Raw genomic sequence first — 13,697 nt, forward strand, 5'->3', positions numbered from 1 at the left:
AACAATCGAGGCAGCCGAATGCAGGAACTACTTCGAAAACGCAGGCTACGCTTCCGTCAAGATATGAAACGCTCTAGCGATCGCTCGCCCCGTGCAATGCCCGCAAGGCGGCCGGGTGGGCCGTTTATTTTTGGGGGATATCATGTTCTACGCCTATGCGCGCCGCTCGCTGGCCGCGCTGTCTCTTGCCATACTGCTGGTGCCGTCGGCCCATGCCGGCGACGTCACCTTCGCCATCAAGAACAGCCATCCCAATGCCATGCGCCTCGAGCTCTACAGCCAGGACCGCGACTATGTGTGGCCGGGCAACGGCAAGGATTTCTACCTCGATGACGGCGAGACCAGGCAATTGCCGGTCTCCTGCGACGAGGGCGAATCGATCTGCTACGGCGCCTGGGTCGACGGCGACGAAGGCACCTATTGGGGCGTCGGCCCCGGCGACAAGGAAAAATGCGACGATTGCTGCTATACCTGCAGCGGCGGCGAGACCGAGGAGATCGAACTGGTTCCCTGACCGGCTTGCCAGCTTGACGCTTTTCCTGCCTGGGGCATAGCCTGCAAGAACAGCACCCAAAGCACGCCGCATCCAGGCGGCGTGCGTCAGGCAACAGGAGCAAGGCGATGGCAGGTCCGGTCGAGGGCGAGAAGATAGACGTCGGCTTTGCCGGCCGGCGCTGCATCCATTCGCGCAATTGCGTGCTGGGCGATCCGCATGTCTTCGTGCCGAACGCGCCGGGAGAGTGGATCCATCCCGACGCGGCCAGCGTCGAGAAGATCGTCGCCATTGCCGAAAGCTGCCCGTCAGGCGCCATCACCTATGTCAGGAAGGATGGCGGGCCGCAGGAAAGGCCGCCGGTGGTCAACACCGTGCGCATCAGGGAAAACGGCCCGCTGGCCGTCCACGCCGAGATTATGCTCGACGGCGAGACGTTACACCGCGCTACGCTCTGCCGCTGCGGCGCGTCGCAGAACAAGCCGTTCTGCGACGGCAGCCACAACAAATCAGGGTTTGCCGCCACCGGCGAGCCGGCGCTGAAGGACACGCCGGCGCTGGACGCGCGCGACGGGCCACTCAAGGTTACGCCGACGAAAGACGGGCCGCTCAAGCTCGAAGGCAATGTCGAAATCGTCACCGGCACCGGCCACACGGTCGACCGCACGCAACGCGCCTTTCTATGCCGCTGCGGCCATTCGGCGAACAAGCCGTATTGCGATGGGTCGCATAAAAAGGTTGGGTTCGTGGGGTAGGTTGACCCTGCCATTGAAGCTGCCAATCTCCCCCCTCGTAGGGGAGATCGAACTCCTCCCGTGGCCCAGCGCTCTCAGCTTTATCGTCCGGCCGCTATAGGTTAAGGGCGAGAAGCATTTTCCTATCTGCTCGGGCCATCATCAGACATGACCAAGACCAAGCCAAAACCTCTTTTCCTCGGCATCGACACCGGCGGCACCTACACCGATGCCGTGCTGTGGTCCGAAACCGAAGGCCCGCAGAGCGGGCCGAACAAGGGAAAGGTGCTGGCCAAGGCCAAGGCTCTGACCACCAGGCACGATCTCGCCGTCGGCATTTCCGGCGCCGTCGACGCGGTTCTGGAAAAAGCGGTGACCGATCCAGCCGCCATCAAGCTTGTCTCCATGTCGACGACGCTTGCCACCAACGCGCTGGTCGAGGGCCAGGGTGGCCGCGTCGCGCTGGTGATGATCGGCTTTTCCGAGGCGGACCTTGCCCGCGATGGGCTGAAGGCGGCATTGGGCACCGATCCGGTCGTGTTCTGCCCCGGCGGCCACGATGTGCACGGCAATACCGCCAAGCTCGATCTGTCCGGCCTCGAGGCGGCGCTGCCCGGACTCGGCGGCTCGGTCTCGGGCTTTGCCGTCTGCGCCTATTTCGCCACCCGCAACCCGGCGCACGAGATCGCCGCCCGCGAGCTGATCCGGGAGAAAACCGGCCTGCCGGTCACCGCGAGCCATGAATTGTCGGCCAAGCTCGGCGGCCCGCGCCGGGCGCTGACGACGCTGCTCAACGCCCGGCTGATCTCGATGATCGACCGGCTGGTGGCGGCGACCGAAGGCTTTCTCGAGGCGCGCGGCATCGCGGCGCCCCTGATGGTGGTGCGCGGCGACGGTGCGCTGGTGTCGGCGGCGTTCGCCCGCCAGCGGCCGATCGAGACCATTCTCTCCGGCCCGGCCGCCAGCCTGGTCGGCGCGCACCACATGACCGGATTGGAAAACGCGGTGGTTTCCGACATCGGCGGCACCACCACCGACGTTGCGGTGCTCGACAAGGGCCGGCCGCGGCTCGATCCGGAAGGCGCCACCGTCGGCGGCTTCCGCACCATGGTCGAGGCCGTCGCTATGCGCACCTTCGGCCTCGGCGGCGATTCCGAAGTGGCGTTGGAAGACGGCGCTCTCAACCCCAGGCTCCTGCTCGGACCGCGCCGGCTGGTGCCGCTGGCGCTGGCCGGCATGGTGCATCGCGAGGCCGTCCTGGCGGAACTCGAGCGCCAGCTGCGCGCGCCGAACACCGGCCGCATGGACGGCCGCTTCGCGGTGCGCACCGGCGTGCCCGACCGTCTTGCCGCCGGGCTGACCGCTCCGGAAGCAAGGCTCTATGAAGCGATCGGCGCAATGCCCTTGCCCCTCGACAGGCTTTTGACCTCGAATGCCCAGAACGCTACCCTGAACCGCCTGGTGTCGCGCGGGCTGGTGCACATTTCAGGTTTCACGCCGTCGGATGCGGCGCATGTGCTTGGCAAGCAGGCGAACTGGGATGCTGCCGCCGCTCGCCTCGGCGCAGAGCTGTTTGCCCGCAAGCGCGACGGCCGCGGCCAGGCGATCGCGGCCTCTCCCGAGGCGATTTCGGAGCGCGTGCTGGCGGCGCTGACGCGCTGGTCGGCCGAATATATCCTCCAAACCGCCTTCGCCGAGGACGGGCTCGACGGTGCGTCCACCGTCGCGCATGCGCTGGTGCAGCGCGCCGTCGACGCGCATCCCGGCATTGCGCGCCTGAGCGTCGCGCTCGACCGGCCGGTGATCGGCCTCGGTGCCTCCGCGCCGCTGCACTATGCCGGACTGCCGCCATTGGTCGGCAATGACTGCGTGGTGCCTGATGACACCGATGTCGCCAACGCGCTCGGCGCCGTTGTCGGCCAGGTCCGGGTATCGGCGGAGGCGCGCGTCAGCCAACCCAAGGAAGGTCTGTTCCGTCTTGCCTCGGGCGAAACCGTGCGCGATTTCCTCGACGAGGCGGCGGCGATCGCGGCCGCCGAGGCCGATGTGCGCAGCATCGCTGCGCAGCGCGCCAGGGATGCCGGCACTGACAGCGCCGAGATCGACGTCGCAACCGAATTCCGCGTCTCCACCGTCGAAGCCCAGCGTATGTTCATCGAGGCACATGTGGTGGCGGTGGCTTCGGGCAGGCCACGGATCGCGGTGTGATGGAGGGTGTAATCTCCCCCCTTGTGGGGGAGATGGCCGGCAGGCCAGAGGGGGGCGCTGTCCCGCCAGCGTCTCGGAGCAGCGCCCGCTCATACTCGACGTCGACCGACTGCACGAAATACCGAAACTTGCCGAGGTCGGCATTCCTTCGCGCCCCCCTCTGCCCTGCCGGGCATCTCCCCCACTTGGGGGGAGATTGGCAGCGTCGCCGCCGGCACCAAGCCTAAAAACCGCGCCTACCTGCCTTGCCTTCACCCTAAGCTGAATTGACCCTGCACTCCCAACATGCCAAAGGCCCGCGAAAGCCTTTCATCTGGAGCAGCCTGATGACCGATCGCGTCGAAATCGCCGGATTGCGGATCGCCCGCGAACTTCATGACTTCGTTGTCAACGAGGCCGCTCCGGGCACCGGCATCGACCCGGACAAATTCTGGAACGGCTTTTCGGCCATCGTCCACGACCTCGCGCCGAAGAACCGGGCACTGCTGGCAAAGCGCGACGCTATCCAGGAAAAGCTCGATGACTGGTATCGCGCCAATGGCGCGCCGGTCGACATGGAAGCCTACAAAACCTTCCTGAAGGAGATCGGCTATCTCGTCCCCGAAGGCCCGGTCTTCTCGGTGACGACCGAAAAGGTTGATCCCGAGATCGCCGTCGTCGCCGGGCCGCAGCTTGTGGTGCCGGTGATGAATGCGCGCTATGCGCTCAACGCCGCCAATGCGCGCTGGGGCTCGCTCTATGATGCGCTTTACGGCACCGACGCGATTCCCGAGACAGACGGCGCCGGGAAGGGCAACGGCTTCAACCCCGCGCGTGGTGCGAAAGTCGTCGCCTGGGCCAAGGACTTTCTCGACCAGTCGGTGCCGCTCACATCGGGCAAATGGGCCGGCGTCAACGGCCTTTCGCTGGCCAATGGCGCGCTGCGGCTCAGCGCCGGCGCCGGCTCGACCACCCTTGCCGATGTCAGGCAGTTCGTCGCCTATCGCGGCGATGCCGCCAACCCGCAAGCCGTGCTGCTGGTCAGCAACGGCCTGCATATCGAGATATTGATCGACCGCGACAACCAGATCGGCCGCACCGATCCGGCCGGCATCGCCGACATCATCCTGGAATCGGCGCTGACCACCATCCAGGACTGCGAGGATTCGGTCGCGGCGGTGGATGCGCAGGACAAGGTCGTCGTGTACCGCAACTGGCTCGGCCTGATGAAGGGCGACCTGGCCGAAGAGATCACCAAGGGCGGCCGGACCTTTGTCCGCAAGCTCAACCCCGATCGGTCCTATACCTCGCCCAATGGTGGCACGGTGACGCTGCCCGGCCGCTCGCTGATGCTGGTCAGGAATGTCGGCCACCTCATGACCAATCCGGCGATAACGGACCGCGACGGCAACGAGGTGCCGGAAGGCATCATGGACACGGCGATGACCGCGCTGATCGCGCTGCACGATGTCGGGCCGAACGGCCGCCGCGCCAATTCCCGCGCGGGCTCGATGTATGTCGTGAACCCCAAGATGCATGGGCCCGAGGAAGTCGCCTTCGCCGTCGAGATCTTCGATCGCGTCGAGGCCCTGCTCGGTATGGACCAGAATACCATCAAGATGGGCATCATGGACGAGGAGCGGCGCACCACCGTCAACCTCAAGGAGGCGATCCGCGCCGCCAGGGAGCGCGTCGTGTTCATCAACACAGGCTTCCTCGACCGCACCGGCGACGAGATCCACACCTCGATGGAAGCCGGCCCGATGATCCGCAAGGGCGACATGAAGCAGGCCGCCTGGATTTCCGCCTACGAGGCCTGGAATGTCGACACCGGGCTGGAATGCGGGCTTGCCGGCCATGCCCAGATCGGTAAGGGCATGTGGGCGATGCCCGATTTGATGGCGGCGATGCTCACCGAGAAGATCGCCCACCCCAAGGCCGGCGCCAACACCGCCTGGGTGCCTTCGCCCACGGCGGCGACGCTGCACGCCACCCATTATCACAAGGTCGATGTCCACGCCGTCCAGGCGGCGCTGAAGAGCCGGCCGAAGGCCAAGCTCGACGACATCCTGTCGGTGCCGGTCGCGGTGCGGCCCAACTGGTCGCCGGCCGATATCCAGGCGGAGCTCGACAACAATGCGCAAGGCATTCTGGGCTATGTCGTGCGCTGGATCGACCAGGGCGTCGGCTGCTCGAAAGTGCCAGATATCAACGATGTCGGCCTGATGGAGGACCGCGCCACGCTGCGCATCTCCTCGCAACACATCGCCAACTGGCTGCATCATGGCGTCTGCACGGCCGACCAGGTAATGGAAACGATGAAGCGCATGGCTGATATCGTCGACCAGCAGAACCAAGGCGACCCGCTCTACCGGCCGATGGCCGCCGATTTCGACGGCTCCGTCGCCTTCCAGGCCGCCTGCGACCTCGTCTTCAAGGGCCGCATCCAGCCCAACGGCTACACCGAGCCGGTGCTGCACGCGCGGAGGCTGGAACTGAAGGCGAAGGGAGCGGCCTGAACCGGAGATTTGGAGCCGCCGGCGTTTCGTTCCCCTCCTCTCGAGCGAGAGCGCGCTACGCCGCCTGTGCCACCCGCTCCGAACTCATCCGGTAGGAGATCGCTTCGGCCAAGTGAATGCGGCCGACGGTCTCGCTGGCGTCGAGATCGGCCAGTGTTCTCGCCACCTTCAGCACGCGGTGATAGGCCCGCGCCGAGAAGCCGAGCTTTTCGCTGGCGTCCTTGAGCAGCGACAGGCCCGATGCGTCAGGCATGGCGATCTCCTCGATGACCGCCGGCGCGCAATGCGCGTTTGTGGTGGCGCTGGTGACGCCGAGCCGTTCGAAGCGCTCGCGCTGGAGGGTGCGGGCACGCGCCACGCGCAGCGCCACGTCGGCGCTCTTCTCCGCCCGGTCGGGCCGGATCAGGTCGCTGGCCGAGACCGCCGGCACCTCGATCCTGAGATCGATGCGGTCGAGCAGCGGGCCCGAGATGCGCGCCTGGTAGTCGGTGCGGCAGCGATCGCCGCGCAGGCAGCGATAGCCGGGCTCGCCGGCCATGCCGCATCGGCACGGGTTCATCGCCGCCACAAGCTGGATACGCGCCGGATAGGTGACGCGGTGGTTGGCGCGCGCGATCATGCAGTCGCCGGTCTCCAATGGCTGGCGCAACGCGTCGAGCGTCTGCGGCGTGAATTCGGGAAATTCGTCGAGGAACAGCACGCCGTGGTGCGCAAGCGACACTTCGCCCGGCCGCGCCCGGATGCCGCCGCCGACCATCGCCGCCATCGAGGCCGAATGGTGCGGCGCGCGGAACGGCCGCCGGTCGGTCAGCTTGCCTTCGCCGAGCTCGCCGGCGACGGAGGCGATCATCGACACTTCGAGCAATTCCTTCGGCGCCAGCGGCGGTAGGATCGACGGCAGCCGCTGCGCCAGCATCGATTTTCCCGATCCGGGCGGGCCGACCATCAGCAGGTTGTGCCCGCCGGCCGCCGCCACCTCCAGCGCTCGCTTGGCGGTTTCCTGGCCCTTGATATCGGCAAGATCGGGCAGGTCGCGCGCCGCGGCATGGATACCGGCTTCGGGGCGCGACAGCACCTGCGTGCCGCGAAAATGATTGGCGATGGCGATCAGGCTGCGCGGCGCGAGTATGTCAAAGTCCTTCCCGGCCCAGGCGGCTTCCGGGCCGCAGGCGAAGGGGCAGATCAGGCCCTTGCCTTCGGAATTCGCGCCGATCGCCGCCGGCAGGGCGCCGGCGACCGCCGCGATGGTGCCGTCGAGCGACAATTCGCCAAGCACGACATAGCCGGCCAGCATGTCGCCCGGAATGGCGCCAAGGGCCGCCATCAGGCCGAGCGCGATCGGCAAATCGTAATGGCTGCCCTCCTTGGGCAGGTCTGCCGGCGCAAGATTGACCGTGACCTTCTTGGACGGCATCGACAGGCCGGAAGCATGGAGTGCCGCCTGCACCCGTTCGCGGCTTTCGGCCACCGCCTTGTCGGCCAGGCCGACGATGTGCATGTTGACCTTGCCGGGCGCTATCATAACCTGCACGTCGACCGGAACGGCCTCGATGCCCTGGAAAGCAACCGTGCGAACCCGCGCCACCATGTTTTGCCCCCGGATCTGGGCTTGCCCCAAGCCTTTTGCAATCAGGCCGCGAAGGGCCTGGCCCGGAGACAATCACAATTCCTCGGCTAAATCAAGAACATTACAGGAACGCGCAATCGCTGAAGTTGCAGCGCGATTGTCTCCGGTTGCAAAAACGGAACATGGTTAATACGAAATGAAAACGGTTACTTCCGCTTGGCCTCCACCGCGTCCCAGAACAGGCTGGCGATATCGGCGCCGCCGAAGCGTTTGACTTCACGCACGCCGGTCGGCGAGGTCACGTTGATCTCGGTCATGTAGTCGCCGATGACGTCGATGCCGACGAGGATGAAGCCACGTTCCCTCAGTGCCGGCCCGATGCGGGCGCAGATCTCGCGTTCGCGCTCGGTCAGCTCGGTCTTCTCGGCGCGGCCGCCGACATGCATGTTGGAGCGGGAATCGTGCTCGGCCGGCACCCGGTTGATGGCCCCGACCGGCTCGCCGTCAATCAGGATGATGCGCTTGTCGCCCTTGCGCACGTCCTTGAGGTAGCGCTGCACGATGTAGGGCTCACGGAACAACTGGCCGAACATTTCGAGCAGCGAGGCGAGGTTGCGGTCGGCCTCCAGCAGGTGGAAGATGCCCGCTCCGCCATTGCCGTAGAGCGGCTTGACGATGATGTCGCCGAATTCCTTGCGGAAGGCGGCGACCTCCTGGGGATCCTTGGTGATCAGCGTTTCCGGCATCAGGTCGGAAAACTCGGTGACGAAGATCTTTTCCGGGCTGTTGCGCACCCAGGCCGGGTCGTTGACCACCAGCGTCCTGGGGTGGATGCGCTCCAGTATGTGCGTGGTGGTGATGTAGTTCATGTCGAAGGGCGGATCCTGTCTCAGCAGGATCACGTCTATCTCCGACAGGTCGGTGCGCACCTTCTCCCCCAGCGAATAGTGGCTGCCCTTCTCGTCGCGTACCTGCATCTCCTCGATGCGGGCGAACACCTTGCCGTCGCGCAGCGACAGCCGGTCGGGCGTGTAGTGGTAGAGCTGATGGCCGCGCCGCTGCGCCTCCAGCGACAGCGCGAACGAAGTGTCTCCGGCGATCGACACGGTGGAGATGTGGTCCATCTGGACGGCGATTTTCAGCTTCATGGCAGGTCCCCAGCACGGTCGATGAGAGAGCGATATAGGGGTCCCGGCGCCTTCTGCCAATCGGGCCACGCCGCTAGCGGTCGAAGACCAGCCTGGAATAGCCGAGAAAGGACAGCCCCATGGCGGCCAGCGAAGCGAAAGCAAGGGCGGCCAATGGCGGGGTTGTCGGCAGGACGACAAGGATGGCGCAGTAGACCAGATAGTTGGCGATGCTGGTGGCGATGCCGACGCTGCCATAGCGCGCGCCTTCCCGCACCAAGCCGCGGCTCGACGGCGAGAAGGTCAGATGCCGGTTTGTCTGCCAGGTGACACAGAGTGCAAAGCCGATGGACAGCATGCGGGCGCTGAAAGGGCCGAGCGGCGTGACCGCAAGCAGCAACCAGAGGGCGGCCGCGTCGGCGACGAAGCCGATGCCGCCGGCAAAGACGAAGCGGACGAGACGGCTCACCGCTTCATGCGGCGCGAGGCGTCTTGCCTGGGCCGGCCTTCGCGGCAGTCGGCTCGTTGGCGCGCTCGCGCCGCTCTATGCGGCCCGAAGGCATCGACAGGTAGAAGATGCGCTTCTGTTCGGCGCGGCCGCGCGACACCGAGTCGAGGATCACCCCAGTCACACCAGCCAGCATCGAGAGCAAGAGCAGGCCGACCGACAGCACCCATGTCGGCATGCGCGGCACCAGCCCGGTCTCGGCGAATTCGACCAGCACAGGCGCCATCAGGAACAGGCTCGACACCAGGAAGACCAGGGCGAAGGCGCCGAAGAAACGTAGCGGTTGCGTTTCCTTCATCAGCATGGCGAACATCCACAGGATCCTGGCGCCGTCGCGAAAGGTCGAAAGCTTCGATGACGAGCCGTCCGGCCGCTTGCCGTAATCGAGCGCGATCTCGCTGACGGGCAATTTGAGCTGCGAAGCATGAACCGACATTTCGGTCTCGATCTCGAAGCCGCCGGAGACGGCCGGGAAGCTCTTGACGAAGCGCCGGGTGAAGACGCGGTAGCCCGAGAAGATGTCGGTGAAATCGCTGCCGAACAGCCCTTTATAGAGGCTGTTGAAGACGCGGTTGCCGAAGGCATGGCCGGTCCTGCCGGCATCGTCGGTGACGCCGCGCCGGGTGCCCACCGCCATGTCGGAGCGCTCGGTCAGAAGCGTGTTGATCAATTGCGGCGCGTCTTCCGGCGCATAGGTGCCGTCGCCGTCGGCCATCAGGTAAATGTCGGCGTCGATGTCGGCGAACATGCGCCGCACCACATTGCCCTTGCCCTGGCGCGGTTCGCGCACCACGATGGCGCCGGCGGCGCGGGCCCTGAGCGCGGTCAGGTCGCGCGAATTGTTGTCGTAGACATAGACCGTCGCCAAAGGCAGCGTCTCGCGGAAGCGCCGCACCACCTCGGCGATCGTCAATTCCTCGTTGTAGCAAGGCAGCAGCACGGCGATGGCGGGTTCGTAGCGAAGCTCTTGCGGCATTTTCCTCTCCGGGTGCCTCGCCGCCACGCGCGGTTCGCGCCGAAAGTCAGGCGCGTTCAGGCGGTTTTACTATTTATTGAAGCCGTTAAGGCTAGGTTTAAGGCCGACTTTACGAGTGTCGATTGGCCGAAAAAGCCCGGCATTCCTGCCAGGGGCGATGGGATGAGCACAGCCAGCAACGGCGCTTCCACCTGGAAGTCCGACATAGCGTTTGCGTTGCTTGCCGCCTTGCTGCTGCTGGCGCTCGATCTCTATGCCGGATTCCCGCAACTGGCCAACCCGGCCGGCGACAATGACAGCCTGCTGCAACTGGTGGAGGTTCGCGACCTCCTGGCCGGCCAGGGCTGGTTCGACCTGCACCAGTACAGGATGGGGCTGGAGGGTGGCTTCGTCATGCACTGGTCGCGGCTGCTCGACGCCCCGCTGGCGCTCGGCATGCTTGCCCTGTCGGCCCTGACGGGCAGTGCCGCTTTGGGCGAGCAGGTCGTGCAGGTGCTTTGGCCTCTCCTGCAATTCTGGCTCGCGCTGTTCTCCATCATGCGCGCCGCGCGCGCTTTCGCCGGCGAGCACGCGGTCCTGCCCGCCGCGGTGGTCGGCGGAGCGGCCTTGTATTATCTCGGAATCTTCTCGCCCGGCGCGCTCGATCACCACAATGTCCAGCTGATGCTGACCTTGGCCGGCCTGGCTTTGCTGCTTGAAGCCCCTCGCCACCGGACCGCCGCCCTGTTTGCCGGCGCGTGCGCCACCCTGGCATTGGCGATCGGCATGGAAAGCGCCCCCTATGCTGGAACCCTGGGCGCCATCGTCGCCCTGCTGTTCCTCGTCAGCGGTGGCGGCGAAAGGCTGATCGCCAGGGATTTTGGCTTGGGCGTCACCGCCGTCTCGGCCCTTGTTTTCATCACTACCATACCGGCGTCGGCATGGGGGCAGACGCAGTGCGACACCTTCTCGACCGTGCACTTCGTGGTTGCCGCGCTTGCCGGCGCCGGCCTTGCGGTCATCGCCTCATGGGGCGCCGCCAATGCGACGTACGGCCGTCGCCTGGTCTCGCTCGGCCTGCTGGCGTTCGTGCTTATCCTTGTCGTGATGTTTCTGTTCCCGCAATGCCTGGCTGCCCCCTATGCCGGCCTCGACCCGCGCCTCCAGCAGATGTGGCTCGGTCATATCGACGAAGCGCAGTCGATATTCCAGCTCGTCGCGGCCGATCCGGCCAGAGCGGTGGCGCGCTTCGCGACGCCGCTGGTGGCGATCGTCCTGATGGCGCTGCGTCTCGGCAAGGGCGGCTGGCGGCGGCAGGACAGTCTCGTCGGCGCGCTGCTGGTGGTGGCTTTCCTGGTCAGCGCCTGGGAGGTCCGAGGCTCGACCTTCTCCATCGCCTTCGCGGTGATCCCGCTTTGCGCCTGGATCGCCAAATGGCGGCAGCGCGCCGAAAACAGTCCGTCCGGTGGCTCCGTGCTCCGTATGGCCGCAGCCTGGCTGATCTCGGTCAATGCGGTTTGGTCCAGCGCTGCCGAGGCGGCATCGAGCGCCTTCCAGACCGGTGCGGCCGTCACCAATGCCGGCATCGATGCACCTTGCAACAGCAAGGCCTCGTTCGCCGCGCTCGCCCGCATGCCTGACACCACGGTGCTGGCCATCTCCAATCTCGGCTCGCCGATCCTGGCCTTTACCGGTCATCGCGCGCTCGCTGGGCCCTACCACCGCAACGTCGCCGGAAACCTGCTCGTATTCGATGCCTTGCTGGGCTCGGCCACTGACGCGAAAGCCGTCGTGGCAAACCATCGCGTCGGGATTGTCGCGCTCTGCCGCGGCAATCCCGAAACCAGGCTTCTCGCAACCAAGGCGCCTGACGGCTTTCTGGCCGGGCTGATGCATGGCAGCGTGCCGGATTGGCTGGAACCGGTGGCGGAGACCCAGGGCGCGCCGCTGGAGCTCTATCGCGTTCGCACCGCCGGTTGAGAATCCGCCTGAGCGACGGCGCCCTTGAGCCCGGGCGGCTTTGCGGAGGGCAACGCGCTCTAGCGGCGAAAAATCGATTTTCCCGATACGTTTCCTAAAGGGTTTGCTGCCAGTCTCGGAAATAAATTCCGACTTCGAGAAACAGGGACACCGATGCAAACTTCGTTTGGCACCGGTCAGGCAAACAGGGAGAGCACGGATCTGGCATTCACCGATCCGTTGACCGGGCTTGGCAACCATCGCCGCTTCTTCGACAAGGTCGATCGCCTAATCAGCGACCGTGCCGACGATCCCGCGCCCTTCACCGTCGGCATTCTCGACCTTGATGGATTCAAGCCGATCAACGATCTGTTCGGCCACAAGGCCGGCGACGACATCCTGATCCAGGTGGCGATGCGCCTGCGCGCCTCGATGGACGGCCATTCCACCGTCTGCCGCATCGGCGCCGACGAATTCGCCTTCCTCTATCCGCTGGTGTTCAGCGAGGAGGCGGCCGCCGAAAAGTCGCGCATGCTGATCGAAATCCTGTCGGCCCCGTATGATGTCGGCGAACGCACGGCGAGGCTGTCGGCCTCCGTCGGCTGTTCGCTGTTCTATTCCGGCGACGAGACCACCGAGATCCTCATCAACAAGGCCGAAACGGCGCTTTACCATGCCAAGCGATCCGGCCGCGGCCGGGTCGTCGTCTATACCCGCGAAATGGAAGAGGCGGCCAAGCGCGTCACCCGCATCGAGCAGGCGCTGCGCCGCGCCGTCTCGGCCGGCGAGGTGGAGCCGCATTTCCAGCCGATCGTCGACCTCACCACGCGCCGCACCATCGGCTTCGAGACGCTGGCGCGCTGGACCGACCGCGATCTCGGCTCGGTGCCGCCGACCGTCTTCATTCCGATCGCCGAGGAGCGCGGCATCATCGGCCCGCTGTCGCAGCTAGTGCTGCGCAAGGCGACCGAGGCGGCGAGGAGTTGGCCGAAGGACCTGTTCCTGTCCTTCAACCTGTCGCCCTCGCAACTCGTCGACCAGAACACCGGCCTGCACATATTGGCGATCCTCGACCGTACGGGCTTCGATCCGCGCCGGCTGGAGATCGAGATTACCGAGACCGGCCTGATGAACGATCCGGCCTCGGCCGCGCAGATCGTCGAGGACCTGCGCCGCGTCGGCATCCGCGTCTCGCTCGACGATTTCGGCACCGGCCAGTCCTCGCTCGGGCGGCTGCGCGAATTCCATTTCGACAAGTTGAAGATCGACCGCGCCTTCGTCTCCTCCATTCTCGATGACCGCCCGTCGGAGCACATCATCCGCGCCATTCTCGCAATGTGCGAAGGGCTCGGCATGGATGTCGTCGCCGAAGGCATCGAGGAAGAGGCGCAGGCCGACCGCCTCGTCCAGTTCGGCTGCGCCGGTGGGCAGGGCTATCTGTTCGGCAAGCCGGCCGATGCCGACGCCACGCTCGGCTATCTCCGCGATTCCTTCCGCGGCGCCTTGCGCGCCAAGGCAATCTGACCGGGCGATTGACCGGTCCTCGATCGAGGACCGGCCGTGCCTGTGCGTGGTCTCCAGGCTTTTTGTCAGACATAAGCCTCAAAATCCGTCTTTTCGCCCTTGCCCGCCGGATCGGTCTGGCTAG

At 65.7% G+C, this 13,697-nt stretch carries 10 protein-coding genes; 6 read left to right on the forward strand and 4 right to left on the reverse strand.

What is annotated here, in order from left to right:
• The first annotated feature begins 142 nt into the window (after window positions 1-142).
• The 4 genes from FJ979_RS18500 to FJ979_RS18520 all read left to right on the forward strand — a co-directional run bounded on the left by FJ979_RS18500 (window position 143) and on the right by FJ979_RS18520 (window position 5,933).
• A complete protein-coding gene (locus tag FJ979_RS18500) occupies window positions 143-514 on the forward strand; it encodes a hypothetical protein (RefSeq protein ID WP_140559118.1) in 372 nt (123 codons plus the stop codon).
• A 107-nt stretch (window positions 515-621) separates the two neighbouring features.
• Window positions 622-1,248, forward strand: a complete 627-nt coding sequence (locus tag FJ979_RS18505; RefSeq protein ID WP_140491673.1) for a CDGSH iron-sulfur domain-containing protein — start codon at window positions 622-624, stop codon at window positions 1,246-1,248.
• 147 nt (window positions 1,249-1,395) lie between these two features.
• A complete protein-coding gene (locus FJ979_RS18510; RefSeq protein ID WP_140582705.1) occupies window positions 1,396-3,435 on the forward strand; it encodes a hydantoinase/oxoprolinase family protein in 2,040 nt (679 codons plus the stop codon).
• 326 nt (window positions 3,436-3,761) lie between these two features.
• The gene (locus tag FJ979_RS18520; protein WP_140582708.1) at window positions 3,762-5,933 is read left to right on the forward strand and encodes a malate synthase G; all 2,172 of its coding nucleotides are present in this window, start codon (window positions 3,762-3,764) and stop codon (window positions 5,931-5,933) included.
• 55 nt (window positions 5,934-5,988) lie between these two features.
• Here FJ979_RS18520 and FJ979_RS18525 read toward each other — a convergent pair whose 3' ends face one another.
• From FJ979_RS18525 to FJ979_RS18540, 4 genes are all read right to left on the reverse strand, one after another.
• Window positions 5,989-7,521 carry a YifB family Mg chelatase-like AAA ATPase gene (locus FJ979_RS18525; protein ID WP_140582710.1) on the reverse strand — a complete coding sequence of 511 codons (1,533 nt, stop codon included), beginning with the start codon at window positions 7,519-7,521 and terminating at the stop codon, window positions 5,989-5,991.
• Between the two features lie 185 nt (window positions 7,522-7,706).
• The gene (gene gshB, locus FJ979_RS18530) at window positions 7,707-8,648 is read right to left on the reverse strand and encodes a glutathione synthase (protein ID WP_140582713.1); all 942 of its coding nucleotides are present in this window, start codon (window positions 8,646-8,648) and stop codon (window positions 7,707-7,709) included.
• A gap of 73 nt (window positions 8,649-8,721) precedes the next feature.
• Window positions 8,722-9,096, reverse strand: a complete 375-nt coding sequence (locus FJ979_RS18535) for a GtrA family protein (RefSeq protein ID WP_140563764.1) — start codon at window positions 9,094-9,096, stop codon at window positions 8,722-8,724.
• A 4-nt stretch (window positions 9,097-9,100) separates the two neighbouring features.
• Window positions 9,101-10,111, reverse strand: coding sequence for a glycosyltransferase (locus FJ979_RS18540; protein ID WP_140563762.1), 1,011 nt, complete (start codon window positions 10,109-10,111; stop codon window positions 9,101-9,103).
• Window positions 10,112-10,273: 162 nt separating this feature from the next.
• Between FJ979_RS18540 and FJ979_RS18545 the strand changes: the two genes are divergently transcribed.
• Window positions 10,274-12,070 (forward strand): GtrA family protein, encoded by a 1,797-nt coding sequence (locus FJ979_RS18545; protein ID WP_140582715.1) that lies wholly within the window; start codon window positions 10,274-10,276, stop codon window positions 12,068-12,070.
• Between the two features lie 153 nt (window positions 12,071-12,223).
• Window positions 12,224-13,573, forward strand: coding sequence for an EAL domain-containing protein (locus tag FJ979_RS18550; RefSeq protein WP_140491655.1), 1,350 nt, complete (start codon window positions 12,224-12,226; stop codon window positions 13,571-13,573).
• The last annotated feature ends 124 nt before the right edge of the window (window positions 13,574-13,697 follow it).

Source organism: Mesorhizobium sp. B1-1-6, assembly GCF_006443035.1.
Taxonomy (GTDB): domain Bacteria; phylum Pseudomonadota; class Alphaproteobacteria; order Rhizobiales; family Rhizobiaceae; genus Mesorhizobium.

What these genes read in the sequence shown, in the direction of transcription:
- FJ979_RS18525 (WP_140582710.1), bottom strand. Translation starts at nt 7,521, where the DNA reads ATGGTGGCGCGGGTTCGCACGGTTGCTTTCCAGGGCATCGAGGCCGTT.
- FJ979_RS18510 (WP_140582705.1), top strand. Translation starts at nt 1,396, where the DNA reads ATGACCAAGACCAAGCCAAAACCTCTTTTCCTCGGCATCGACACCGGC.
- FJ979_RS18505 (WP_140491673.1), top strand. Translation starts at nt 622, where the DNA reads ATGGCAGGTCCGGTCGAGGGCGAGAAGATAGACGTCGGCTTTGCCGGC.
- FJ979_RS18520 (WP_140582708.1), top strand. Translation starts at nt 3,762, where the DNA reads ATGACCGATCGCGTCGAAATCGCCGGATTGCGGATCGCCCGCGAACTT.
- FJ979_RS18545 (WP_140582715.1), top strand. Translation starts at nt 10,274, where the DNA reads ATGAGCACAGCCAGCAACGGCGCTTCCACCTGGAAGTCCGACATAGCG.
- FJ979_RS18540 (WP_140563762.1), bottom strand. Translation starts at nt 10,111, where the DNA reads ATGCCGCAAGAGCTTCGCTACGAACCCGCCATCGCCGTGCTGCTGCCT.
- FJ979_RS18550 (WP_140491655.1), top strand. Translation starts at nt 12,224, where the DNA reads ATGCAAACTTCGTTTGGCACCGGTCAGGCAAACAGGGAGAGCACGGAT.
- FJ979_RS18500 (WP_140559118.1), top strand. Translation starts at nt 143, where the DNA reads ATGTTCTACGCCTATGCGCGCCGCTCGCTGGCCGCGCTGTCTCTTGCC.
- gshB (WP_140582713.1), bottom strand. Translation starts at nt 8,648, where the DNA reads ATGAAGCTGAAAATCGCCGTCCAGATGGACCACATCTCCACCGTGTCG.